The 26,252-nt window shown below is 37.0% G+C and carries 24 protein-coding genes, 1 tRNA gene and 1 pseudogene; 12 read left to right on the forward strand and 14 right to left on the reverse strand.

Annotation, left to right across the window (positions count from 1 at the left end; all coding sequences use genetic code 11):
* Window positions 1-6 precede the first annotated feature (6 nt).
* From QUD79_RS14005 to QUD79_RS14015, 3 genes are all read right to left on the reverse strand, one after another.
* Entirely contained in the window at window positions 7-1,353 is a 1,347-nt protein-coding gene (locus QUD79_RS14005) for a sodium-dependent transporter (protein WP_184420927.1), read from the reverse strand.
* A gap of 408 nt (window positions 1,354-1,761) precedes the next feature.
* Window positions 1,762-2,301 carry a response regulator transcription factor gene (locus tag QUD79_RS14010; RefSeq protein ID WP_184420925.1) on the reverse strand — a complete coding sequence of 180 codons (540 nt, stop codon included), beginning with the start codon at window positions 2,299-2,301 and terminating at the stop codon, window positions 1,762-1,764.
* Window positions 2,302-2,336: 35 nt separating this feature from the next.
* On the reverse strand, window positions 2,337-3,581 hold the full coding sequence (locus tag QUD79_RS14015) for a sensor histidine kinase (RefSeq protein WP_184420923.1): 1,245 nt from the start codon (window positions 3,579-3,581) through the stop codon (window positions 2,337-2,339).
* 173 nt (window positions 3,582-3,754) lie between these two features.
* On the opposite strand from QUD79_RS14015, the gene msrA reads away from it, so the two are divergent.
* Complete coding sequence (gene msrA, locus QUD79_RS14020) at window positions 3,755-4,297, forward strand: peptide-methionine (S)-S-oxide reductase MsrA (RefSeq protein WP_184420921.1); 543 nt, start codon at window positions 3,755-3,757, stop codon at window positions 4,295-4,297.
* A gap of 31 nt (window positions 4,298-4,328) precedes the next feature.
* Here msrA and QUD79_RS14025 read toward each other — a convergent pair whose 3' ends face one another.
* The gene (locus tag QUD79_RS14025) at window positions 4,329-5,177 is read right to left on the reverse strand and encodes a tetratricopeptide repeat protein (RefSeq protein ID WP_286288771.1); all 849 of its coding nucleotides are present in this window, start codon (window positions 5,175-5,177) and stop codon (window positions 4,329-4,331) included.
* Between the two features lie 305 nt (window positions 5,178-5,482).
* Between QUD79_RS14025 and QUD79_RS14030 the strand changes: the two genes are divergently transcribed.
* Window positions 5,483-6,886, forward strand: a complete 1,404-nt coding sequence (locus tag QUD79_RS14030; RefSeq protein WP_184420917.1) for a transporter substrate-binding domain-containing diguanylate cyclase — start codon at window positions 5,483-5,485, stop codon at window positions 6,884-6,886.
* Window positions 6,887-6,890: 4 nt separating this feature from the next.
* Here QUD79_RS14030 and QUD79_RS14035 read toward each other — a convergent pair whose 3' ends face one another.
* The 4 genes from QUD79_RS14035 to folB form a co-directional block, all read right to left on the reverse strand.
* Window positions 6,891-8,048 (reverse strand): acyl-CoA dehydrogenase family protein, encoded by a 1,158-nt coding sequence (locus QUD79_RS14035; protein WP_184420914.1) that lies wholly within the window; start codon window positions 8,046-8,048, stop codon window positions 6,891-6,893.
* Window positions 8,049-8,226: 178 nt separating this feature from the next.
* The gene (locus QUD79_RS14040) at window positions 8,227-9,039 is read right to left on the reverse strand and encodes an undecaprenyl-diphosphate phosphatase (protein ID WP_184420912.1); all 813 of its coding nucleotides are present in this window, start codon (window positions 9,037-9,039) and stop codon (window positions 8,227-8,229) included.
* A complete protein-coding gene (folK, locus tag QUD79_RS14045; RefSeq protein WP_184420910.1) occupies window positions 9,036-9,548 on the reverse strand; it encodes a 2-amino-4-hydroxy-6-hydroxymethyldihydropteridine diphosphokinase in 513 nt (170 codons plus the stop codon). The genes QUD79_RS14040 and folK overlap by 4 nt, the downstream gene beginning before the upstream one ends.
* Window positions 9,548-9,904 (reverse strand): dihydroneopterin aldolase, encoded by a 357-nt coding sequence (folB, locus tag QUD79_RS14050; RefSeq protein WP_184420908.1) that lies wholly within the window; start codon window positions 9,902-9,904, stop codon window positions 9,548-9,550. Before folB ends, folK begins: the two co-directional genes overlap by 1 nt.
* A gap of 216 nt (window positions 9,905-10,120) precedes the next feature.
* On the opposite strand from folB, the gene plsY reads away from it, so the two are divergent.
* Window positions 10,121-10,717 carry a glycerol-3-phosphate 1-O-acyltransferase PlsY gene (gene plsY / locus QUD79_RS14055; RefSeq protein ID WP_184420905.1) on the forward strand — a complete coding sequence of 199 codons (597 nt, stop codon included), beginning with the start codon at window positions 10,121-10,123 and terminating at the stop codon, window positions 10,715-10,717.
* On the opposite strand, the gene tsaD is transcribed toward plsY, so the two are convergent.
* On the reverse strand, window positions 10,714-11,727 hold the full coding sequence (gene tsaD / locus QUD79_RS14060) for a tRNA (adenosine(37)-N6)-threonylcarbamoyltransferase complex transferase subunit TsaD (protein ID WP_184420903.1): 1,014 nt from the start codon (window positions 11,725-11,727) through the stop codon (window positions 10,714-10,716). The genes plsY and tsaD overlap by 4 nt on opposite strands.
* Window positions 11,728-11,941: 214 nt before the next feature.
* Between tsaD and rpsU the strand changes: the two genes are divergently transcribed.
* The 5 genes from rpsU to QUD79_RS14085 all read left to right on the forward strand — a co-directional run bounded on the left by rpsU (window position 11,942) and on the right by QUD79_RS14085 (window position 16,872).
* The gene (gene rpsU / locus QUD79_RS14065) at window positions 11,942-12,157 is read left to right on the forward strand and encodes a 30S ribosomal protein S21 (RefSeq protein WP_184420901.1); all 216 of its coding nucleotides are present in this window, start codon (window positions 11,942-11,944) and stop codon (window positions 12,155-12,157) included.
* Between the two features lie 40 nt (window positions 12,158-12,197).
* Window positions 12,198-12,641, forward strand: a complete 444-nt coding sequence (locus QUD79_RS14070; RefSeq protein WP_184420899.1) for a GatB/YqeY domain-containing protein — start codon at window positions 12,198-12,200, stop codon at window positions 12,639-12,641.
* A 164-nt stretch (window positions 12,642-12,805) separates the two neighbouring features.
* On the forward strand, window positions 12,806-14,563 hold the full coding sequence (dnaG, locus tag QUD79_RS14075) for a DNA primase (protein WP_184420897.1): 1,758 nt from the start codon (window positions 12,806-12,808) through the stop codon (window positions 14,561-14,563).
* A 130-nt stretch (window positions 14,564-14,693) separates the two neighbouring features.
* A complete protein-coding gene (gene rpoD / locus QUD79_RS14080; RefSeq protein WP_184420895.1) occupies window positions 14,694-16,532 on the forward strand; it encodes an RNA polymerase sigma factor RpoD in 1,839 nt (612 codons plus the stop codon).
* Window positions 16,533-16,795: 263 nt separating this feature from the next.
* Window positions 16,796-16,872: transfer RNA gene (locus QUD79_RS14085), tRNA-Ile, on the forward strand.
* A 223-nt stretch (window positions 16,873-17,095) separates the two neighbouring features.
* Here QUD79_RS14085 and QUD79_RS14090 read toward each other — a convergent pair.
* The 5 genes and pseudogenes from QUD79_RS14090 to QUD79_RS14110 all read right to left on the reverse strand — a co-directional run.
* A pseudogene (locus tag QUD79_RS14090) lies at window positions 17,096-17,449 on the reverse strand (JAB domain-containing protein); the annotation flags it as partial.
* Between the two features lie 86 nt (window positions 17,450-17,535).
* Window positions 17,536-17,730: a hypothetical protein gene (locus QUD79_RS14095; RefSeq protein WP_184420893.1), complete on the reverse strand. Its 195-nt coding sequence runs from the start codon at window positions 17,728-17,730 to the stop codon at window positions 17,536-17,538.
* Between the two features lie 49 nt (window positions 17,731-17,779).
* A complete protein-coding gene (locus QUD79_RS14100; RefSeq protein WP_184420891.1) occupies window positions 17,780-20,137 on the reverse strand; it encodes a TOTE conflict system archaeo-eukaryotic primase domain-containing protein in 2,358 nt (785 codons plus the stop codon).
* Window positions 20,138-20,142: 5 nt separating this feature from the next.
* Window positions 20,143-20,433, reverse strand: coding sequence for a type II toxin-antitoxin system RelE/ParE family toxin (locus QUD79_RS14105; RefSeq protein WP_184420889.1), 291 nt, complete (start codon window positions 20,431-20,433; stop codon window positions 20,143-20,145).
* Entirely contained in the window at window positions 20,420-20,677 is a 258-nt protein-coding gene (locus QUD79_RS14110; protein WP_184420887.1) for a ribbon-helix-helix domain-containing protein, read from the reverse strand. The genes QUD79_RS14105 and QUD79_RS14110 overlap by 14 nt, the downstream gene beginning before the upstream one ends.
* Window positions 20,678-21,735: 1,058 nt before the next feature.
* On the opposite strand from QUD79_RS14110, the gene QUD79_RS14115 reads away from it, so the two are divergent.
* From QUD79_RS14115 to QUD79_RS14130, 4 genes are all read left to right on the forward strand, one after another.
* Entirely contained in the window at window positions 21,736-22,275 is a 540-nt protein-coding gene (locus QUD79_RS14115; RefSeq protein WP_184420885.1) for a hypothetical protein, read from the forward strand.
* A 22-nt stretch (window positions 22,276-22,297) separates the two neighbouring features.
* Window positions 22,298-23,167, forward strand: coding sequence for a hypothetical protein (locus tag QUD79_RS14120; protein ID WP_184420883.1), 870 nt, complete (start codon window positions 22,298-22,300; stop codon window positions 23,165-23,167).
* A 309-nt stretch (window positions 23,168-23,476) separates the two neighbouring features.
* Window positions 23,477-24,633, forward strand: a protein-coding gene (locus QUD79_RS14125; RefSeq protein WP_184420881.1) for an IS3 family transposase whose coding sequence is annotated in 2 segments (ribosomal slippage) — window positions 23,477-23,723 and window positions 23,723-24,633 — 1,158 coding nt in all. Because the reading frame shifts where the segments join, the coding sequence is not laid out codon by codon here.
* Between the two features lie 192 nt (window positions 24,634-24,825).
* Window positions 24,826-26,211, forward strand: a complete 1,386-nt coding sequence (locus QUD79_RS14130) for a hypothetical protein (RefSeq protein ID WP_184420879.1) — start codon at window positions 24,826-24,828, stop codon at window positions 26,209-26,211.
* Window positions 26,212-26,252 lie beyond the last annotated feature (41 nt).

The raw sequence follows: 26,252 nt of genomic DNA on the forward strand, positions 1-26,252 counted from the left end.
TGTGTCTTATAAGGAATGAATAAACACTATTGCAATAGCAGTAGGACAAACAAACTTAGTATACCAAGGCCAAATTTTCCAGAAGAAGCTTGACCCTACATGTTCATTTCCTTGCTGAATTTCTTGTAATATTTCATTGCGATGCCAAATCCAACCAACAAAAATACAACAAAGCATTGCAATAATTGGCTGTCCATATTGAGTAGCTAATATTGCCACGAAATCTAACATCACACCGATATTGCTTATAATCGCAAGACTGATCAGAAAGATAATTATGCCGACAAACGTTGTTGCTTTTTTACGCTCGACATCATGGCGCTCTACAATGTATGACACAGGGCCTTCAAGCATTGATATAGAAGAAGTAAGGGCAGCAATAGACATTAGAACGAAAAATGCGAAACCAACAAATAAGCCACCTGAACCCATCGTATTAAATAGTGCAGGTAAGACAGTAAATACTAACCCTGAGCCAGATATTAAACTACCGTCTTCAGCAAATATTGCAACGCCTTGCGCCTGAGCAACATACATAGCAGGTATAATTAACAAGCCCGCTAGAAAAGCGATAGATACATCAATTAAGGTAACTTGAGCACCCAAAGTTACTAAATTTTCCTTTTTAGAAATATAAGAGCCATAAATAACCATCACACTGGTGCCTAATGATAATGAAAAGAACGCCTGTCCTAATGCGCTAATCAATAAACCAGGTTCTAATACTCTTGAAATGTCAGGGCTAAGATAAGCAAGCAAGCCTTCATCGGCACCTTCTAAGGTAAAAACATAGGCAATTAACAATATTAATAACGTAATTAACATTGGCATTAAACGTTTTGACCATTTTTCTATACCATCTTCAACGCCTCGACGTATGATAAAAATGGTTAAAAACATAAATAGACCAGTAAATAAAATATTACGTGGTAAAGATTGAGTGATCACCCATTCAGCACCGCTGTTAATACCTGTAATTGTTAAAACAGGTTCAATCGCATAAGACATCATCCAACCTGCAATGATGCCATAAAAGCTTAATATTAATGCGGCACAAACAATACCTGAAAAACCGACAAAGAAAGCAAAGCGCTTATGAAACAGGGTGCGTGACATTTTTTGTAACGATGTGACCGCATTCGCTTGACCATAGCGGCCAATCAATAACTCAGCCATAAAAGCAGGATACGCTAACGTAAATGCTAGAAACAAATACACTAAAACAAATGCCGCACCGCCATTACTTGCCGTTTGCGTAGGGAAGCCCCAAATATTCCCCAAACCCACTGCAGAACCCGCTGCAGCCATAATAAATCCTAAACGAGAGCTAAACTCTCCTCTTGAAACAGCCATTACATCCATCTTTATTATTATAAATTCGCTTTAATCTACTCAAACTAGAAGCAAAAAAACAGTGTTTTGTGCTAACTCGCCACTTTTATAAGTTAAAAGATTGCGGATTTTGTAAAGATGCTGTTACCTAACACCTTTAACAATTTAATTTCAGAGTGCTTGAATAGAGATTAAGTTAAGTATTATCAACAATTAAAACGAATAAATATGTGTATATTGAGAATAATCGATGACGACTTTTGCTTTATGAGTAAAGTAACTTCACCTGCGGTATTTTGTCGCAGTTTTAATGTTTCTCATTTGAATTTGGATAAGCTATGCAATAATACACTAGCAGTTTAATTAATGCTCTAAGTAGGTTAACTGCTCAACTCCACCCTTATAATGTTTTGTGTTATTTTGTGCCTGTTATATTTTTTGTGTAACAGGCTTTTTTTGTAATTTACGCTGTAGCGTTCTACGGTGCATAGATAACTGACGAGCGGTGGCTGAAATATTACCTTTGTTAACTTTTAACACCTGTTGAATATGCTGCCATTCCACTTGCTCTGCCGATAAAATAGTTTCGTCAATAGTATGAGTTTCGATAGGTAAAGAGCTACCATCAAGTAAAGTAGACAAAAGCGTTTGTGTATCAACTGGCTTAGCCAAATAATTATCAGCGCCGAGTTTAATAGCATCCACCGCTGTTGCAATACTGGCAAATCCTGTCAACAACACAATTTTAGCACTAGGTAACAAGCTGCGGATCGGTTTAATTAATGCTAAACCACTTTCATTTTCAAGCTTCATATCTAATAAAACATATTGTGGAATATGTCGGTGGCACGCTAATAAGGCATCACTTACATTAAAGCAGTTATAAACCTCAAAACCATGTTGTTCCAAGCGTCTTTTCATTGTTTTTGCTAATGCCACATCATCTTCTACTATTAATAATTTTTTCATTTTCCCTCCTACTTTACACAGCATGATAATTACCTTTAAGGTAAAACCAAAGGTAAACTAACGGTGGCAATTGCACCTTTTTCACCATGGTTAGTTAATATCAACTCTCCTCCTAATCTTTCAAAACTGGAATGACTTAAAAGTACTGCCATGCCGAACCCTTGCTCACTAACAATTGGCTGAACACCAAGCTGAGCGAGCTTTTCTTGGCTGAAGCCTTTGCCAAAATCTCTTATCTCTAAGTATAAATTACTATCATCATGATGAGTTTTAATTTCTATATGCTGGCTGTAATTGGCTTGTGTCGCTCTAATTGCATTATTTACAATGTTAATAATTGCAGGTAATAAAGAACTATTCGCCTGGACCTTTTTATCATCACCCTCATCACACTCCAACGTAGTTAAAAGTAACTCAGGATGATTTAATGCAATATAATCTTTGATGTCTGAAGAGATTTTTGTCGCCGAAATTAAATATGTATTCTGCTCCTTAATATCAAACACCATCTGTCTGAAAGTATTTAAACTATCAGTACAGCGCTGCAGCTCTGTCTGCAAGTCATTGATCAACTCTGATGAAGGATTATCCTCTTTTAACTCGTCAACTATCATACATGCTGTTGATATTGGTGTTGCCAGCTGATGTGTTACTTGCGCAGATGCCACCCCTAAAGAAATGATTTTTTCTTGCTTAAGCTGTTCTTCTCGATATTGAGCAATGGCTTTATCTTTCACACGGTTATTAATCGCCATTCTGCCTACCACCAATGCAACTACCAATGCAGAGAACAAAAAGTTTATCCACATAGCAATAAAATGCCCTTCCATGTTGCCATGCATAACGCTCATTGGCATTAACCATAACTGTACCGAGTAACTAGCAATCGCCAAAAAGGCAACAAAAAACAAACGAGGAGCAGATAGTGTTACAGCTGATATGGCAATAGGTATTAGTAGTAAAGAGACAAAGGCATTAGTCGCTCCGCCACTAAAGCTTAATAACGCAGAAAGAAAAACAATATCTGCAATAACTTGCCATGAAAGCGCCTGCTTAGTGACATGTTGTTTTTTTCTGAAGTACCAATAACTAATAAAAGTGAAAACTATCTCACAAAAAATAACGACCATCAGCTCAAACCATGGCAAATGATAATGCAGCGCAAAGTGAACAAATAAAAGCAATATTATTTGAATTATTATAGCGATGGTACGTAACGACAGCACCATAAAAATAGGAGTTAATTTAGAGGAATGTAACGGCATATAGTTTAGTGGCATCTTGCTTATTACTTGTTGTTTGAAATAACAGTGTATTAATTTAATAACAAAAATAATATGACTTAAAACATAGAAACAAAAGAAAGTTAAAACTTAATAGACACTATTACACAAGCAAAATACAATACAACAATCTGTTACACCCAATGAATAGCAACTGACAAGGATCGAAAATGAAAACTGAACAAATCACACTAGGTGCAGGTTGTTTTTGGTGTGTTGAAACAATATTTGCACGTTTAAAAGGTGTAAACAAAGTAATTAGTGGTTACGCTGATGGTGATATAGAAGATCCAACATACGAGCAGGTTTGTACAGGAACAACCAATCATGCAGAAGTAGTGCAAATAAGCTATGACCCACACGTTATTTCTTTTGAGAAATTACTTACTGTCTTTTTTGCTATTCATGACCCAACCACATTAAATCGCCAAGGTGGTGACATAGGAACACAATACCGCTCAACCGTAATTTTTCATACTGATGAGCAGCGTGCTGCAACAATAAACAAAATAGAAGCGCTAGAACAGAGTGGTGAGTTTGAACAAAAAATTGTAACCACTGTGGTACCTTTTTCACATTTTTATAGTGCTGAAAGTTATCACCAAGATTACTTTACTAATAACACCGATAACCAATATTGCCAGTTAGTTGTTGCCAAAAAAGTACAAAAATTCCTTAGCAACTTTTCACACTTATTAAAAGATGAAAAATAACTTTAAACCCTAGGGCTCTAGGGTTTAAGCTCTAATACATCATTGAAAATAATTTACGTCGATATTTTGAAGCTAGCGGATCACCTTCTGGTAATGCTTTAAGTACATCGAGTAATAAATGTTTACTTTCACCTTCATCTGCATTTTTTTGCACAAGTGAAAAAAGAATCACCAAGGCTTCTTCATTTCGATTTACCTGGCTGTATTGTGTAGCCAGTTGCTTCTGCAATTCTATGTTATCGGGAGTTTTTGCTAACTGCTCTTCTAATGCTTTTATTTCTGGCGAGTCTGCGGCTTGCATTGCTAATTCAAGCTTTGCAAGTACTGCTTGATAGTCACTGTCTTGATCTATCATTTTAATACTCGCGATTAACGACTCTGCTTCATCTAGTTTTCCCACCAAGATCGAACATTCAGCGAGTATTAACTTAATATCTGCACGATCATTCGCTAACTGATAGGCTTTGTGAGCATTAGTGTATGCTTCATTAATTTGCTCTTGAGCGAGCAGTTCCTTTGCTTCTTTAAATAAAGTATCTTCAGCCTTAGGTAGATATTTTTCTAAAAAAGCGTCAATAGTTTCATCTGTCTGCGGGCCAGAAAGTCCATCTATGGGTTGGCCATCTTGCACTAAAACCGCCGTTGGTAAAGATTGTAAACCAAATTGAGCCGCTATTTGCTGCTGCGTTAAACAGTCAACAGTTGTTAATAAAATAGTATCTGAATATTGTGCAAGTTTTTGGGTAAGTTTATCCCTTAACTCTACACTTTCAGGCACTTGTTCAGCCCAAAAGTCAACTAAAACTAACGTGGTTTTAGATCGTTCAAGTATTACATCTTGAAAATTTTCTAACGTTATTGCTATTGGATAATCTGTCACTGTTGTTTCCACTTTTTTGTCTTCACGATTACCTGATCCTGTCATCTTTAGCAGATCAAATATATGCTTAAGTAATATTGATTTTGGGACTATTACTACTTATGCAAGGGTTTGTGTACTTTAATTAAATTTTTATTTTTAGAACTAATAAGGCTATAGTTGGTTTATCTTTATAATAAGTTTAAAAAAGTGTGCCAAATTTAGGTTATAGGGCTATCGAGTACTCAGTTTATAGCAGAGAATAAAATAAAAAAGAAACAGCCCCTAGAAAATAAATTATATTGTGAGGAAAAGTGCGAAAGACGTTGAAAGTATTATTACTAATATCGAGTAGTTTAATTCCAATATTTACTTATGCCGTACAACCAACAACGGTAAAGTATTGTGTAGATCCCGACTGGGCACCTTACGAGTCAATTGTAGACCAAAAACATGTTGGTATATCTAAAGTTTTTGTTGATTTAATCGCGGCAAAGTCGCAGATAAACTTTATTTTAGTGCCAACCACATCTTGGGGGCAAACGTTAAAGTATACCCAAACAGGTCAGTGCGATTTAATCCCCTTATTAAACGCTAGTGCAGAACGTGAAAAGTTTCTTTCATTCAGTGATGAATATTTCAGAGCACCCAACGCAATCTATGCACATTTTAACAAGCCTATAATAGGGAGCTTGTCTGGATTAACAAATCAAACTGTCGCTGTTGTCTCAAACTACCGTCTACATCATTACCTAAAAAACAATTACCCTAATATTAATATTGTTGCAGTTAAAACAGGCCTGGTTGGATTAAAAAAAATAGATAACAAAGAAGTAGACTACTTTGTGGGCTCCTTTCATGCGGCAAATCGAATTATTGAAGAAAATAATTTCAGTGATATTAGAATTGCAGGAATAACAAATTTGGAAGACTATTTTCGAATTGGTGTTAGTAAAGGTAACGAACATTTATTACCCATATTCAATAGTGCTATTAAACAAATTACACCTGAAGAGCGTAAAGGGATTTCAAGTTATTTAAGGTCGATTAAAGTTATTAAGTCACCAGACTATACTCATTTAATGCAAGCTGGTTTAGTGTTTATAATTATCTTAATTGTACTTAGCATCAGATACTTTCAATCAACTAAATACGCCAGAATGCTTGCAGAAAAAAATAACGTACTTGAAAAACTGCACAGCGAGCTTGATCACAAAAATAAACAATTAACAGACCTTGCGATGAAAGATCCGTTAACCGGTTTATATAACAGAACTCACCTGTCCACGATCATTGATCAACAAATTAAATTAATCTCACGCTATCAAACAAACGTATGCATGTTAATGATAGATATAGACGACTTTAAGCTTATAAATGATAACAACGGGCACATAGTCGGCGATGATATTTTAAAACGTATTTCAGCAATACTGTGCAAATTAGCAAGAGAGACAGATATTATTTCGCGTTGGGGTGGTGAAGAGTTCGTGGTTATTTGTCCTGAAACCACATTAACATCAGCACTGCAACTAGCTGAGCGTTTTCAAAAGGCAATGGCGTCTATAACTATTGAAGACATTGATGGCATTACCTGTAGTATTGGCATTGCAGAACTTGAAAAAAACATTACCGCCAAAGAGTGGTTTAAAAGGGCTGATAAGGCCATGTACCAAGCTAAAAGCAGTGGAAAAAATTGTATTCAGTTAGTTGAACTAACTGAATACTAACTGTTTAACTAACTTGCTTTAATAGCTCTCTTGCAATGATCACTTTTTGTATTTCGCTTGTCCCTTCGTAAATAGAAGTGACACGTACATCGCGCGAATAACGTTCCAGCGGATATTCTTTAATATAACCAGCACCGCCCATTAATTGTAAAGCGTCGTAACAAGCTTTATTCGCTTTTTCACTAGCGAAAAGCTTTGCCATTGATGCTGCCATTCCAAACGGTTGACCTAGATCTTTAGTGTAAGCAGCCTGCATAAGTAACAAACGTGCGGCTTCTAATTCTGTATAGCGCTCAGCTAACATCCACTGTAAACCTTGAAAATTAGCCAGTGGTTTACCAAATTGTTTACGTTCTAATAAATGTTGACGTGCAAAGTCCATCGCGGCTTTACCAATACCTAAAGCTAAAGATCCAATACCTATGCGCCCGCCTGCAAGCTCGCCAACAGCTACTGAAAATCCTTTATTTTCTAAGCCCATAAGCGCTGATGATGGTATACGACAGTTTTCAAAGTGTACTTCATTTGTTGGCGATGCTTTTTGACCCATTTTCTCTTCAGCTTTAGCAACCGTAATGCCAGGGGTATTAGCTTCAACTAAGAAACAAGAGATTCCTTTGCCTTTAGGTGCATTTGAGTCGGTAACAGCCCAAACTACAAATAAGTCAGCAAAGCTCGCACTAGTAATATAAAGCTTACTACCATTTAAAATATAGTTATCACCGTCTTTTATTGCGGTAGTTTGCATACCTGCGGGATCAGAGCCTGCATTATTTTCAGTTAAACAAAAACCACCTGCTTTATATTCGCCACCACACAGTTTAGGTAAATATGTGTGTTTTTGCTCTTCATTACCAACCGCTTGTATCACTTCAGCCACCATATTAGTCACAGAAGTGGTTACAGCGGTAGATGCACATGCTTTAGCAATTTCAGTAATCGCTAAACTAAATGCAATAGTGCCTGCTTCAACGCCGCCATATTCCGCTTTAATGTTCAGCCCCATAAAGCCTAGCTCAGTTAATTTAGCTAAATTACATAAAAACAAAGACTGATCTTGGTGTTCATCTAACTGTGCTGCAACAGGCGCAAGCTCGCTTTCTGCAAACTTACGTGCCATATCTTGAATCATCATTTGTTCTTCAGATAACGAAAGATCCATAATTTCTAACTCACCGTGGTTAATTTAATAGGAGAAAAGCATATACCTGAGCATCTTTACGATTTGTAGGTACAAAAATTATTATTTTACACGAAATATATTGTCTTGGTGCCTATAGCAAAAAGAATGCGCTCAACAGCGCATTCTTTTTTGTAAAGTAATCATACCAAGATACAAATTACCCAAGTACGAACCACAACAAACCAGCACCAAGTAAAAGACGATAAATAACAAATGGCATCATGCCAAGTTTATTAACTAAAATAAGAAAATAATGAATACAGGCATAAGCACTAATAAAAGCTAAAACACTGCCAATTCCCATAGCTTGCCAATCGACAGTATCAGTACTTGTGATTAGTTTTACCGATAAGTAACTACCCGCCATTGCAATAGCGGGAATAGATAATAAGAAAGAAAACCTCGCTGCATTTTCACGGCTGAGTCCAAGCATTAATCCAAATGTCATTGTAATACCCGAACGCGATGTTCCTGGTATTAAAGCAATTGCTTGTGCCAAACCTATAATCATTGCACCTTTTAAGCCTAACGCTTCTATATTCACATTTTGCTTTGCTTTCAAATCAGCAAAGCCAAGTAATGCACCAAAAATTAGCGTGGTGGCAGCAATAACTAACGCTGAACGTAAATGCTCTTCAATTATATCTTTACCTAAAAGTCCAAAAAGACCAGCTGGTATTGTTGCTAATAAAATCCACCAAGCTAATCTGCCATCAAAGCTATTAGTCCCTTTATTAGGCCCTACACCTAATGTGCCAAACCAAGCAACAGCCATGCAACCAACTTCTTTTCTAAAATAAAGCACGACCGCTAACAAAGTACCAACATGTACAGCCACATCAAATGCTAAACCTTGATCTTGCCACCCGAGAACAGCAGAAGGCAAAATTAAATGTGCAGAACTTGAAATAGGAAGGAATTCTGTAAGCCCTTGAATAAGGGATAATATAATAATTTCTAAAGTGCTCAAAGCTTAACCTCACCTGTTAAAGGTTCCCAAGTAAAAGGAACTTTTTCTATTTGTTGTGAATCTTTATCAAATGCTTGCCACAAATCATTAAAACGTTGTTGTTTTTCAGGATGAATTAAATTGCCTGCGATTTCAGCTAAAGGGCACAATACAAAAGCATTGGTTAGAATTTCATGTCGAGGAAGTTGAACAGGCTCTGCTAATACTATGTCGTCAAACAATAAAATATCTAAATCTAAGGTGCGCGAGCTTAATTTTTGTGCGTTATTTGGCCGGCCAAATTGAAACTCAATCTCGCGCAATTTTTTAGATGTTTCACTAATACTTTGAGCTGTTTGAATACCGATAACCATATTAAAAAAACTGTCGCCGACAAAACCAACAGCTTGGCATTCGTACAAAGAAGATAATATTAATTCACCATAAGCATGGTGAAGGGCATTTAAACCATTCGCTACATTAGCTTCTTTATTAACATTAGAACCGAGCGATATATACACTTGCGCCATTATGATTGTTGGCCTCGCTCTATTTCAACACCAACTGTTACTGCATTATGCACAGCTCCTGGTTTACCTATTTTTAACTTTAACCAGGGGATATTATATTGTGTTAATAAATAATGAGCCATTCGCTCTGCTAATGTTTCAATTAAATCTACTGGAGTTTTATTAGCATATTCTGCAATTTTTTCTGATATTTCAGCATAGTCTAATGTTTTTGCTAACTCATCATTCTCAGCAGCAAGTGCAGTATTCCACCCCATGGTTAGATCGATTACTAAGGTTTGTTTAATTTCTTTTTCCCAAGGATAAAAACCAATGGTTGTTTGAATACTTAATCCTTGAATAAACACTTTGTCCATGACAACTCTCACTCGAGATAACAACTAAAAAGTAAAATTTACCGCAAAAATAACAAAACAGTAAAAAATAACGAAATAAATGGCGAGTTTACCTGCCAAAGAGTAGAAAAACTAGCAAAGTAAGGGATAGAATAGAGAAACTTCAAAGTTTTGTTTAACTGGCGGGGAAAATTGAAAAAAGACAATGGCGTTTACTTTCATGGATAGAAACTAGTTATGTTGCTGTTAACAGTTGTTCTAATTATTTTTGCCTACTTATTAGGCTCTATTTCTAGTGCCATTTTAATTTGCCGAATACTTAACTTACCCGACCCTCGCACCCAAGGTTCGAATAACCCTGGTGCAACTAATGTTTTACGCATAAGTAATAAACGTACTGCGATAGCCGTTTTAACATTCGATGTATTAAAAGGGACTATACCCGTTTGGGGAGCCTACTTTTTTGGACTTGAACCTATATCTCTTGGTCTCATTGCACTTGCTGCATGTTTAGGGCATATGTACCCTATATTTTTTCAATTTAAAGGGGGCAAAGCAGTTGCAACAGCCTTCGGTGTGTTACTGCCAATAGGCTTAGATTTAGCAGGTCTGCTTATTTTTACTTGGTATTTTGTTGCAAAAATAACACGCTATTCAAGTTTAGCCGCTATTGTAACGGTGAGTTTAGCGCCTGTTTATACTTGGTTATTAAAACCACTTTATACCTACCCTGTTATTATGCTCTCTGTATTAATAATTTTAAGGCACAGAGCTAACTTGTGGCGACTAATTAGAGGCATAGAGCCTAAAATATCAACCAAAAAATCAATTTAAATAGCCGCTAGTGTATCTAAAGGCCAACGAGGTGTTGCTTTAAAAGACAAATCGGCAAAAACACCTGCCTTTAACCGCTGCATACCCGCGTAAGCGATCATTGCTCCGTTATCAGTACAAAATTCAGGACGAGGGTAATAAACTTTCCCACCTAATTTCGCCGTAATTTGCTCAAGCTTATTTCGTAATTCGGTATTAGCACTTACACCACCGGCTATAACTAAGCGTTTAAGTTCACACTGAAGTAGTGCCCTTTTACACTTGATCGCCAACGTATCAACAACGGCTTCTTGAAACGCATAAGCAACATCAGCATGTGTTTGCTCATCCATCTCTTCTTTACGAATAGTATTTGCCGCAAATGTTTTTAAGCCACTGAAGCTAAAGTCTAACCCTGGTCTATCTGTCATAGGTCGAGGGAATTTGAACCGGCCTTTAGTTCCTTGCTCTGCCATTTTAGCTAAGGCAGGGCCTCCAGGGTAATCTAAGCCTAATAGTTTAGCGGTTTTATCAAATGCTTCACCTGCAGCATCATCTACAGACTCGCCAAGTAGTTCATAACGACCAATGCCATCAACACGAACCAGCATAGTGTGACCACCAGAAACCAGTAATGCAACAAAAGGAAATTCAGGTACATCCTCTTCTAACATGGGCGCAAGTAGATGTCCTTCCATGTGATGCACTGGAACTGCAGGTAAATTCCAACCATACGCTAAACTGCGACCAATAGAACAACCAACAAGTAATGCTCCTACTAACCCTGGCCCGGCAGTATAAGCGACGCCGTCTAAATCTTTAGCTGTTAAACCAGCATCCGCCAACACTTCTTTAATCAATGGGATAGTTTTACGCACATGATCTCGTGATGCTAATTCTGGCACAACGCCGCCGTAGTCAGCATGTACCGCTATTTGACTATATAAACGATGAACTAAAATCCCTTCATTTTCATCATAAATGGCAATACCAGTTTCATCGCAAGATGTTTCAATTCCTAAAATTCGCATATTAAGTAATAACTACGGCTATATAATATAAGTTACGGTGATTTTACCTAGCATTTCACAATTAAACTAGTGTACTTCTATTTAAAACTTTACAACTCTATGTCATTAGCATTAGAATATGGCACCAATTTTTGATAGAGCGGGTGCACGTAAGACTAATTTAAGTCGAAGCGATCACCGATTTATATAGATATAAACTAAGGTAAGAGGCAACATGCCAGTAATTAAAGTTAGAGAAAACGAACCATTTGACGTAGCATTACGTCGTTTTAAACGTTCATGTGAAAAAGCAGGTATCCTTTCAGAAGTCCGTCGTCGTGAGTCTTATGAAAAGCCAACTTGGGAACGTAAGCGTAAGAAAGCAGCCGCAGTTAAACGCGCAGCTAAAAAAGTTTCTCGTGAGAATGCACGCCGCATTCGCATGTACTAAGCCAACCTTAGTTTAGAACTATCAATTTGAGTACCTACAAGTGACTTTACTTGAACAACTCAAAAATGAAATGAAAAATGCCATGCGAGCTAAAGACAAATTACGTCTTGGCGTTATCCGCATGGCATTATCTGCTGTAAAACAAGCCGAAATTGATCATAACACCGAAGCAACTAACGACAATGTAATTGTTATTTTAACCAAAATGGTTAAACAACGTAGAGAGTCGATAAAAATGTTTTCTGAAGGTGGTCGTGACGACATGGCAGAAATTGAAAAAGCAGAAGTAGTTGTTTTAGAAGACTTTCTACCACAACCTCTTTCCCAAGAAGAAATTAACACACTTATTAGCAAGGCAATTACTGAATCTGAGGCTACATCAATGGCTGAAATCGGCAAAGTAATGGCAATTTTAAAACCAGCCATGCAAGGTAAAGCTGATTTAGGTGCAGTAAGCGCGCAAGTTAGAACCGCCTTACAATAGTAACTAAAAAATAATTTCAAAAAGCCGCGTATTCGCTGAATACGCGGCTTTTTAATACACTAATTAGTATTATTTCAACAAAGATCTAATTAGCGATTGAGTTCAAGATCTAGTCGGGTGTAAACTATGCTCCCGATAATACTTTTGTGGAGGTTTTGCAGTTAATGGCCGGTATGATCCCTCGACAATTTATTGATGACCTACTCGCTCGCGCAGATATTGTTGAGCTAATAGATTCACGTGTACCATTAAAAAAGGCAGGTAAAAATTACCAAGCTTGCTGCCCTTTTCATACCGAAAAATCACCCTCTTTTACTGTTAGCCAAGATAAACAGTTTTATCACTGTTTTGGCTGTGGCGAGCATGGTAACGCTATTTCATTCTTAATGGAGTTCGACCGCCTAGAGTTTCCTGACGCAGTAGAAGAATTAGCCTCTCATTACAGTATGGAAGTACCCCGAGAGCAACAAAACCAAAGTCCAGCCCAGCTTAAACAACAACAACAAGCGTATTTACAAAAACAAGACGATTACGAGTTAATGGCGAACATTAGCCGGTTTTATCAACAGCAGCTAAAAGTGGCTACAGATAAAGACGTGGCGATTAACTACCTAAAAGGTAGAGGCTTAAGCGGCGAAATATGTAAACGTTTTGGTATTGGCTACATTAGTGATAGTTGGGACGGCGTAATGAAAAATTTTGGTGGTACTGCTAGTACCAACCAACAACTAATCGATTTAGGTATGGCAATTGAAGGCGACAAAAATAGGCCGTACGACCGTTTTCGTGGCCGTATAATGTTCCCTATAAGTGATAAGCGTGGTCGCGTAATTGGTTTCGGTGGGCGTGTGATCAACGATGGCACGCCTAAGTATTTAAACTCTCCTGAAACTCGCATATATCATAAAGGACAAGAACTTTACGGGCTTTATGAAGCAAAACAAGCCAATAAAAACTTACAACGATTAGTTGTAGTTGAAGGCTATATGGATGTTGTTGCTCTTGCACAACATGGCGTTGATTATGCTGTTGCATCACTTGGTACAGCAACAACACCTGAGCAGTTACAAACACTTTTTAGAACTGTAAAAGAAGTTATTTGTTGCTATGACGGTGACCGAGCAGGTCGCGAAGCCGCATGGCGCGCAATGGACAATGCACTACCGCTTATTCAAGATGGTTATTCACTTAAATTTGTCTTTTTGCCCGATGGTGAAGACCCAGACTCTTTAATTCGTCAGAAAGGCCAACAAGCATTCGAACAAATAATTGACGAAGCGACACCGTTATCTCAATTTATTTTTGACCATTTGCTAGCACAAGTAAATCTTCAAACAGCCGAAGGCAAAGGCGCATTAATTGAGTCTTTTCAGCCCTATTTAACCAAATTGCCTGCAAGCACACTAAAAGATTCAATATTAACCCAATTGGCAAACCACTTCGGACACAGCAATGAACAACAACTAGCAAAATTAACAAAATCTTTTGCGAATCAGTCGGCAACAAAGCCTAAAATAAAGCAGCAAAAAGTTACCCCAGTACGTTTAGCTATTGCATTATTACTTGAGTATCCCCATATAGTAAGATCATTACCTGAGCCATCTGTACTACAGCATTTAGATATACCTGGTATTCCTTTATTAAATCAAATAATTAGTATTTGTTTAGAATATCAAAATATCAATAGCGCTCAGCTAATTGAACACTTTAGATCGACAGAAGAAGGTAATCAGCTCGCCAAACTCATGTGTTGGCAGCATCATGTGGTTAAAGAAGCCGCAGAAGGTGTCTTTTTAGACAGCATTGAAAAAATATTAGACAGTTTTGTAGAACAAAGAACAGAACTATTATTACAAAAAGCGCGAACAGGCGAAATGAATACGCAAGAAAAGCAAGAGTTACAAGCACTATTAAATGCGTAAATGCATTAATATTACCTGACTATAAACTTAGCTGCTATAATTTAAGCGCTGGTAATTAAACAAGCATTTTGCTATAATTTTCAGCTTTACTGTTCGTAATTTGATAGCCATAAAAGGTGGACAATCGTCAATGGATCAAGCCCCACAATCTAGACTTAAAGAGCTTATAACCAAAGGTAAAGAGCAAGGTTACTTAACGTTTGCCGAGGTTAATGATCATCTCCCGCAGGATATTATTGATTCTGATCAGGTTGAAGATATCATTCGCATGATTAACGACATGGGTATTCAGGTGTTTGAAAATGCACCGGATAGCGACACGTTAATGATGAGCGAAGCTAATACCGACGAAGATGCCGCAGAAGCAGCCGCGCAAGCACTGGCTACGGTTGAAAGTGAAATAGGTCGTACTACAGATCCTGTCCGCATGTATATGCGTGAAATGGGTACGGTAGAACTATTAACCCGTAAAGGGGAAATAGTTATTGCCAAGCGTATCGAAGAAGGGATCAAAGAAGTTCAACGCTCAGTTTCAGAGTATCCACCAGCAATTAACTTCTTGTTAGAGCAGTGGGACAACTTCGAAGCAGAAGAAGGCCGATTAAGCGATATAATCGTAGGCTTTTTAGACCCCGATGCTGAAGAAGAAGAAATTCCAGTAGCGGCAACGCATATCGGATCTGAATTATCACAAGAAGAACTTGATGATGAAGATGAAGATAAAGAAGATGAAGACGAAGAAGAAATTGATACAGGTCCAGATCCTGAGCTAGCACGAGAAAAGTTTACCTTATTACGCGCCGCTTACGAGAAAGCTAACGCTGTAATTGCTGACAAAGGCCGTGATCATAAAAACGCACAAATAGCGATTGATGAATTGGCTGAAGTTTTTAAAGAGTTCAGACTAGTACCTAAATTGTTTGATCGCCTAGTTAAAAATATGCGTGCAGTTATGGATCGTTTACGTGTTCAAGAACGTTTGATAATGAAACATTGTGTTGTTGGCGCAGGTATGCCAAAAACAACGTTCATTAAAATATTTCCTGGTAATGAAACGTCTAAAAACTGGTTTGAAGAGCAAAAAGCTGCTGGTGAACCTTATTCAGCCAAGCTAGCCGATGTTGAGCAAGACGTAGAGCGTTGTATTTATAAACTCAACCAACTTGAAGAAGAAACCTTCTTAAACGTACATGGCATAAAAGACATAAACCGTCGCATGTCAATTGGTGAAGCAAAAGCTCGCCGTGCGAAAAAAGAAATGGTGGAAGCTAACTTACGTTTAGTTATTTCAATTGCTAAAAAATACACCAACCGTGGTTTACAATTCTTAGACTTGATCCAAGAAGGTAACATCGGTTTGATGAAAGCTGTTGATAAGTTTGAATACCGTCGTGGATATAAGTTCTCAACTTATGCAACATGGTGGATCCGTCAAGCAATAACACGCTCAATTGCTGACCAAGCACGTACTATTCGTATTCCTGTACATATGATTGAAACGATTAACAAACTTAATCGCATTTCTCGTCAAATGTTACAAGAAATGGGTCGTGAGCCAACGCCAGAAGAATTAGCAGAACGTATGATCATGCCTGAAGATAAAATTCGTAAGGTATTGAAAATAGCGAAAGAGCCAATTTCAATGGAAACACCTATTGGTGACGATGAAGATTCACACTTAGGTGACTTTATTGAAGATGGCAGCGGTGAATTACCTGTTGACTCAGCAACAGCTGAAAACTTAAAGCATGCTACACACGAAGTATTAGCAGGTCTTACTGCTCGTGAGGCTAAAGTACTAAGAATGCGATTTGGTATTGATATGAATACCGATCACACGCTAGAAGAAGTAGGCAAGCAGTTTGACGTTACTCGTGAACGTATTCGTCAAATTGAAGCTAAAGCGTTACGTAAATTACGTCACCCATCACGCTCTGAACAGCTGAAAAGCTTCTTAGATGGTGAGTAAGCTTATTCTATAGCATAAATAAAAAGCTCCTTAACGGAGCTTTTTTGATCTAAAGGAAAGAACAGTACTAAATTCATTATTTTCCAGATGATAACTTTTAACAAATAACAGCTATAAAGCTAATGAACCCCACTAACTGCCTAACATTTAAGCTATCAGTATTATTTTAATGACTTTTTAAACTTCTGATAGTGACAACAATTTAAAAAATGCTTATACTGCACGCCGTTTTGTAGAGATCATCAACACGACGCAGAAAATATGGCCCCTTAGCTCAGTTGGTTAGAGCATCCGACTCATAATCGGCAGGTCCCCTGTTCAAGTCAGGGAGGGGCCACCATTTCCGCTTATTACGTGGGTTAGATGGTAATTAAACACTCACATTCCTCAGTTTACCAAATAAGTCGCCAATCCCAACCATGCTCAGCTTGGACCACCTAAAATTTCCTAATATATAGTGATAAAGTCGCCACGTTTGATTAGGGCTCGCTCCTAGTAACGAAATTCGTGTAATTATTCAGTAAATATAAAATTGGATTAAATCCTGAAATTATCAGGGATTGTTAGTCTCTCACAGCGTGCTCAAAACACTGATAACCAATCACGACATGATCTAATACCTCAATATCAAAGTACTTAGCCGCTTGTTTAATATTATGTGTAAATTGAAAACCACAGCTTGGTTTGGGATTTCCCGATGGGTGGTTATGCGATGGGTGGTTATGCACCAGTATTATCGTTGGCGAATTAATTATAATAGCTGAACGTAAAACCTCTGCTGGTCTGAGTGATACAGCCTTTACCGTGCCTATAGCAACAGTTTCATAGTTTATAATGGTGTGTTGGTTAGTTAAGTTAACCACAATAAAGTGTTCTTTAGTTTCTAAAGATAGAAATTTAAACACTTGATAAACCTTTTCAGGGCTATCAAGTGTTTAATTTAAAATATCACTTGCTACTTCTTTAAAGTTATAGCAAATACTGAGTTCTCGTAGTATTGCCATTACTTAGTTTGAATTTTATTAGTGGTTTTGATTTTTGCAGGACCTTTCACTTTTTTAAGTTCATTATCAAGAATCCCCTCTTTAGCAGCATCAGTGATCGTATCAATAACAGCTAATAAATTTTCTTTACTACCTACTTCAATTGCAGGCTTTCCTTTCTCAATTTCTAGTGATTTTAAGATATTTCGAAACAACCAATATTTGTTTAAAAACACCAACAACCGATTTACTTAAGTATGTTGACTATCTAAAGGTAACTTCATAACCCAACGCTTTATAACCTTTTTCTCTTTTTGAAACCATGCGTTTTAATGTTAGGAAGTTATCTAAGTAATCATAAACTTGAACAGATTGCTTGTTGTTCCACTCTCGTCCAATACGTCCAACATATTGAGCGAGGATTCCTTTCCAAGCAATAGGTAACGTTATAAACAAGGTATCAAAATAAGGCATATCAAAACCTTCACCAACATATTTACCAGTCGCCAAAATAACTTGCTTCTCATTTGCTAGACCTTTGTTAGTTTCAAGCATTGCAATGCGTTCTTTCCGCTGTTTAGTAGATATACCGCCATGTAGCTCTACAACCGACATGCCAGTTTTTGTAAGCATTTCTGATAAAATTTCAATATGTTTTTTTCTTTCAGTCAAAACCATCACTGAGCGTTTATCTGTAACAGCAGCAACTATATCATTTACTATACGCTGATTTCGTTCTTGGCATTCTACTAAGTGTTTATAGACTTGAGAAATATGAGGTTTAGATTCAGGTTGTTGCCACTCTTCAGGGAAGTTTGTTGATGTTTCAGCAACGATAACTTGCGGGTTTAACATTACGGTAGATTTAATGCCTTTACATACAATGTTATCTAATTGGAACATCATCAACTTTTCCAAGCCATCTTGTCGTTTTGGTGTAGCGGTAAACCCGTGAATAAACTTAGCATGACAAGATTTGATTAAACTTTCATAATTTGATGCTAGTAAATGATGGCATTCATCAACGATGATCTGACCGTATTTTTCAATATATGGCTTGATATCTATGCCATTACGGCTAACCATGCTTTGATAAGTAGCAACATCAATCTGATAAGTTAGTTTCTCTTTACCACCGAATAACGAACCAACTTCAACATCTTTTATAAACACTTTGATACGCTCTAGCCATTGATCTGCTAACTGGCGACTATGAACCAAAATTAATGTATTAACTTTGCGTTTAGCAATCAACGCGAGTGCCGTTACAGTTTTTCCAAATCCTGTAGACGCTTCAAGTATACCAACAGTCGAGTTTAATAACGCATTAACCGCTTTCTTTTGCTGGCTCTTTAACTTACCTGTAAATTTGATCTTGAGCAGTTTGTCTCCAACAAAACGTTTATCATCTTGAGTTACCGAGATATTTTGTTCTGATAATTTAGATTCCACATTTTGCAAACTACCACGAGGAAGGGTTAAATACTTTCCTTCAATATGAGCCGCACAGATATATCTAGGAATACCAATCGTTGATATTCTTAATGCGTGTCGTTTGAAAAATTCGGGGTTAGAAAATACAGCTAAATGTTTCAACCTTGATGTTAATTTTCCGGGCAGCTTGTCAATTGGAATATAAAGTTGGTCAGCAATGACAAGTGTTATTTCTTCGGGGCAATTGGTAATTGAGTCACTATCAATGTGAGACAGTTTCTTCCATGGCGTGTCTGTTAATTCGTCGCTTGTTTTGTCATCAAACAATGATACTTTATCAAGTAAGTCATTAAGTTGTTTACTATCAATTTTTTTTATTGAAGCAAGCTTTGCCCATTGATCTTTATACGCTGTTCCAGAGCTATCAATGAAAATACTATTCCCTTGCTTTCTTGGTATTAGTTGCAATGGTAAAGCGATCAAGTTACCAAAACCACCTTTTGGCATTACATCTTGGTTTGGAAATAAACGATCAAAACAGGTGAACGACAAAGCAGGATACATTTCCATTGCATTGGTTAATAAGGCATTACCTAGTTTTCTTGCTTTTGATGCTTCAACAGGTTGAGCAAAGAAAATCCATACATGACCACCATTACCGCTTCGAGGTCTTTCAATGATGTGTTGTATTTGATAACACTCGCATGCTTCAGAGAAAGCTCGGATTGATTCAGCCCAATCTTCTTTGTCAAAATCAGCTGCTAATATGTGAGTTGAATTATCTTCTAGAAGTGGATAAATACCAATTGTTTGATTCCCTTTAAGATGATCGAATATAGACTGTTGATCATATTGCTTAAAGTTTTGATTTGAACATTCAGTGCAACTTACGCGAGGTTTATTACAAATCTTAGGCTTCCATTCATTCCAACAGGCTGGAGAATAACCGCTTCTTCTATTTTTAGACTCCCATCTAAATGGGTAGACATCACTTCTACCTTTAAAATAGGAAATGAATAAATCGATTTTGGCTTCTGGCGATACATGTTGGTTGAAGTGTTTAGCAAGCTCACTTTCTTGCTCTGCTAAGATAGTATTTCGCTCATTTATCAGTAATTCTTTCTCTTTAACAAGCTGCTGAAGTCTACTATCTATTTGCGATAACCTTTCAGGTAGTGGGCTAGACAAATTGATTACTCAAAAGCTGTTGCTAGGTTTTCAGCTCTTAATATTCGCATAATATCGACACAGTCGTTCGAAATTATGTAATAAATAGCATGTTTGCCATAAACACTGCGCCGATATCCTGAACGTATATAGTCCACGGCTTGATAATAAAGTGGATTTTCAGCAATGGCCTGAAATTTAATGATTAAGCCATCAACATATGATTTGGCTTTTGACAAACCAAAGTTATCAATACCATATTCGAAAAGCTGTTCGAAATCCTTATCAGCAGCACTACTTAATTTATAGTTCGCCATTAGCTTGCTTTTGTGCAATTACTGCATTAACAATATCTTCTGCTGAACGAGAACTAAAGCCACTTTGTTCGGCCTTAATAAGTTCTTTTCTAATAACATCAATTTCATTAGAACGTGCTTGTTCTTTTCTAATCAAATCACGTAACAACTCACTATCGCTTGCATAGTTTCCTGTAGCAAGTTGCGATTGTAACCACAACTCTTGCTGAGCAGTTACAGTGATACTTTTCTTTACCATAGCCATAATAGACACCTCGTAAGGATATGTTCCTACTTTATACTACCACATATAAGTTTAGTACGGAATATTGGTAATTCATATAGATGTTACTATTCAAATAGAAGGCGATAAGAATATCGGTAAGGTAGTGGTCTTGACCAACTTAAAGGCTGAAAAATAGTTGGGGTGACAGTCTCGCCAATGGGGCCTCATAATCGGCGGGTCCCCTGTTCAAGTCAGGGAGGGTAATTATCTCGAACCCCCTTTAAACCTAACAAATATATATAATACCTACCTGTACAGTTCTGATACAATCTTGCGAAATCTTAAGTTTTAAGTAACACGGACCTAATGTTACTAACTTTGGTGTTATACCAATCTCACTAATTATGTGAACATTTCTACTGGTTAAAACAATCAACTACTGCGTTATTTACTTTATAATTAGAACAACTAGTTATGAAAATAAATGCCTTGTATTTGACTGTTTTCACTGCGTATAAAATAGATCACTTAAGTAATGAAACTGGTATTACTAAAATGGCTAGAACAACAAAACCTCTAACACAAAACCTCTAACAAATACGGAAATAAAACAAGCTGATACCAATTCGTTTAGGACTTTCCCTTCAGCAAGACTGTTAAGTTCTAAAATTAGTTAAAGTTGAGATTTCATTTAACATATTTACAAATTATTTTTACTTTTTATCAGGAACGTATGTCCTTATTGATTTTTCTGTGATAATTTAAAAATTGTCATTATATTTAACTCGTGTAATGTCATCTTTATTAGAAGAACTCTGTTCTAACTTATATCTACAAAATAAAATTATTTAAGGATAAATAATGCACAAACACACAAACACACAAACACACATATTCTGTGTAAAATATTCACCTTTTCAACGCTTTTCTTACTAATATTACAATTTACTTTAAGTTCGAAAACATACGCAGATACGACTGAAATCATTCAAATAACTGCATCACAATGGGGAACTCATACAGGGTCTTGGACGGTAACTTGCGAAGGTTCCGGCTGTAAAAGTGCTGCAGACAACGTACAAAGTACGATTGATAACATGTTACAAAATGCCGCAGAAGAGTATGTTGAACAAGAAGAGGTACAAGGGTTATTTTGTACAGAATTGAGTGGCGAAAGACCTGATCATTGTCAGTCAATGTTTGGTGGTAATATGCATTGGCCATTCACTGGAGATTCAAGCGCATTATGGAATATCCCCTCAGCAACAAACGGTTGTGGGACTGGAAGTGCTTTAGAATGGGCGTTAGCAAAATACACCAAAGGAACTGGCGGCTTTTCCGGCAACTTAAATGAACCTTCTGATGGATATTCATTTGAAAGCGCATGTAACACCCACGATTTATGTTATAGCGGCTCTTCTGGCCAAATAGGTTGTGATGTGGCTTTTCATGATACACTAACTGGAATATGCGGTTCAAATTACGACTGTGAAAAATTTGCAGATGCATATGGCAGTGCTGTCAAAATATTTGGTGAAGACCCCTACGAAAACGCTGGTAAGACTCAAGAATGTAGAGAGTTTAAAAATGACATGAAAGAAAATTGCAGTGATGTAAGCGGCATAAGTGGCACTTAATCATTGGTATTTGGAGTAAATAATGAAAATATTAATTACCTTTTTAGCCATATTGGCATGCATTCTTGTTGGGCTAACGTATTTCAAAACAAATGACCAACCAGTATCTAATAACATGATCGAAGAAACTATTGAAACTAAGCGTTTGCAACCTGAAAGTAGTTTATCTCAACAACTACCTGAAAAAACTACTGATTCAGGCATTTCAGATGAAATATCAACGCAGCAAACAGTGAATTCTTTTGCTCAATTATTAGAAAAGCTAACCCCATATGAGCAAGAAAAATATTTAACACTCAATAAACAATTATTTGGTGCATTAGAATTTACAGATAATAATACTTACGAGATCTGGCTCAAGCAAGGTTTTCCATCGGTTAGAGAGATTAACTATTTATCACAATATGACAGGAAGGATTTAGGGCTAACTCTATTTAATAGCGCTAGTTCATATCCTATATTTACCGACGAACCTTCATTAAACTTACCAGCATTAAGTGCTATCAACTTAATTGAAACCATTGCAGAACTAGAGACAGTAGTCAGGTACTATTTTCCTGAATACCAACAAGGCGAGCCATTCCCTGTTACAAGTAAGTGGCCTAATGGTGAGCGCCCTGAACAGGTAAATGAGGTATTAAGGTCAATAATTACATCTTATGCAAGTGTAAGAGAGCATACGGCAATTCAATATCTCGCTCGTGCAAGATATGAGCAATTAAGTTTTGGAATGGGTGAAGGCCAGAGTAATGCTACAACAGTTTTAACTAAGTTAGCCAAAGCGGATAAAAAACTTGGAGGCAATAACAACTTATCTAACTATGTTGCACACCACTACCCTGAACATATTGAAGAATATGAAAAACTACGTAATGAAAAGGATATCAACTAGTTTGATATATTATTATTTAAATGACGTTATTAATCTAAATACCAAATCAAAATGCCATGATAATGTTATCATGGCATTTATGTTAATAGTCCGAGTTTATAATTGATGAGCCACTATGCTCTGTTTCCGTTATTAATATTTACATTGTCATTGGGGCCCATCATCATAGAACCTTCAATACTGGACCACCAATCATTGATATTATGATCTACATATTCTTGACCTAATAATGAACTGCTGTTTTTATGAACTGGTTTAATTGAGCTGGACACTTTAATAACGGACAATGTTCCAATATTGAGGTGTAAAATGACAAAACGAAAAAATAAAACGTATTCAACAGAGTTCAAGCAAGAAGCAGTCGCTTTAGTTACCGAGCAAGGTTACACCGTTACAGAGGCCGCGGCTTCTTTAGGTATAACCACAAAGTTGATTTATAACTGGAAAGCCAAGTTCGAAGAGCAGCAAGCTGATAAGGTGTTAAGTGAAGATGAACGAGCCGAGTTAAAGCGGCTACGAAAAGAAGTTAAAAATCTTAAAATGGAGAAAGAAATTTTAAAAAAGGCCAGCGCCTTCTTTGCGAGAGAAATGAAGTAAAGTATAAATTCATTAATGCTCACAGTCCGGCTTATCCCGTGCTACCGCTTTGTGCTGCAATGCAAGTAAGTCGTTCAGGTTATTATGCTTGGCTTAAGCGACCTGGAAAACTCATTACCGCTGAAACGCTGCAGTTATATAGGAAAGCTAAAACTTTTTTTAAGCGCAGTAGGAATAGTTTAGGCTATCGAGAGCTTCGAAAAAAGTTACGCAAAGAAGGCTTTAACATTGGCACATATAAAACACGAAAGCTTATGGAAAAGCTTAATCTAGTTGTTAAGCAACGTGTTGCTTACAAAGTGACAACCAAACGAAAGCATTCAGATACGGTTGCAGATAACTTACTTAACCAGAACTTTGACCCAGAAGGCCCCAATCAAGTGTGGGCTGGTGATATCACTTACCTTAAAACGGGTGAAGGCTGGATGTATCTAGCGGTAGTCATGGATTTATACTCTCGTCGAATTGTTGGCTGGCATATTGATACACGTATGACGACAGGCTTAGTGATGAAGGCCATGATTAAAGCTTATAACATAAGAAAACCACCTAAGGGCTTAGTGTTTCACTCTGACCGAGGTTCACAATATACGAGCAAGCGGTATCGTAAGTTACTGAATCAACTTGGTGTTCGATCTAGTATGGGCGATGTTGGTGCTTGTTGGGATAATGCTGTTGTTGAGCGTTTCTTTGGTAGTCTAAAGTACGGTTGGTTATTAAAAGTGGCTCAACCTACACGTGAACACATGAAAAAAGGTGTGACTGAATACATGAGGTATTACAACCTAGAAAGGTTGCATTCAGCAAATGGTGATCAGTCACCAGTACAGTATGAAAATTCTTTAAGAAAAGTGTCCGCCTGGAGTTGACCAGAACAAAGTGCATCGATTATATAATGTTGTTAATAATTATATCCACGACAAATTGTCACGTTTTTGCAATTAATATTCAGTAGCACACTTGCCTTATTTAAAAGATTTTCGGAAAATTTATTGGTAAAAACATCAAAAATGACAGATACTTAGCCTAGCTAATCAACGAATTGAGGTAACCAGTAACGCGTGAAAATAGTGTCGTTAATGCAAGATGAAAACTTGTCGTTTAAAGTTAATCAGCAGTTGCTTCCTCAAGAAACGCAGCAACTCGATTTATATTTTTCTATACCTGACGAAATGGGTATTAATGCCCTTACTTTACCTGAAGATACTTATTTTTATAGTAGTATTAAAAGCTACTTAGCTTATTTCTCCCAAGAGGTGCACTTACCGCTGGTACGCAGTCGTTTTATTAGCCAAAAAAAAGGGGAAGAAAGTGATTACCGTACTAATTTAAATTTATTCTCCTATCAGTTCAGGCTTGCCTTAGACAATGATTTAAAACAAGCATTACAAGAAGAAGATGTTGACGTTTTTTATCAAGCCGCTACCGATTTGCTTGAACAAACAGAAGGTTTACTTAAAAAATTAAGGCGTTATACGCCACCCGATCAAAAGCTGAGTTCATATTTTGAAAATGTAGACAACTATTTAAGTTGGTACACTGAACAGTCTTTTTTAAGTTTACTTGCTAATAGCCCAAAAAGTAGCGACCAAACTGTTGTGCGCGACAAAATATTTGATTTATGTCGCAGTGAGAATAAATACCGTCAAGACAACAACTACAACTCACAAATTACTTTAGACGACCCTAATCGCATTACAAACAAAATGCGACTTCTACAAAGATTAAGTGAATTTGGCGTAGTATTTAAAAGAGAAACATCTAACCTGAACAATCACTTAAAGCGATTTGTTAGAGGTGGGGTAACAACTGTTATCATGGGGTTTATGATGGCTATCGTGCTTAACTCTCGAACAGTTTATACTGAAGTTACATTGTTACTCATATTATTTTTAGGGCTTTTATACGGCTTGCGTGAAGTATTTCGCGATGACCTTATGCGTATTATCTGGCGGTGGATAGAGAAAGGTAGGCCTAAATGGCTTCATGTTTTTACCGACAGTTTAAGTAAGGCAAAAATGGCCCAGCAAACTATTTGGTTGGAATATATTAAAGAAAGTGACCTGCCCGAGAAAGTAGATGCATTATTTCAAAAGCGTCGGCAACAGAATAAACAATCAGCTCAGTTATTGCACTTTCGTTGTGAATCCAGAGTGTTTGCTAAAGAGTTTATGCCTGGATTTGGTGAGATTCAAAATCAACTATTTTTTAATATGACGCCTTTTGTGCGTTTTTTAAAAAAAGGTGAGGGGCGCTTATATTCATTCGAAGGGGGTAAAATATCTAACCAAGGCGTTGAACGCCGCTATCAAATGAATTTAATTCTGGTACAAACAAACAAGCATGAAAAAACATTTTATTCACGTTATAAAATTACCATTAACCGCTCTAAAATAGTCAATATTGAAGAAATGGAAAATGAACAAAATTTTGAACAAAGCGAATAACGGTTTGGCTTGGTTATTTAACCTTAGCTCGGGTTAAGAGA

Origin of the sequence: Thalassotalea piscium (assembly GCF_030295935.1) — a bacterium.
Taxonomy (GTDB): Bacteria; Pseudomonadota; Gammaproteobacteria; order Enterobacterales; family Alteromonadaceae; genus Thalassotalea_B; species Thalassotalea_B piscium.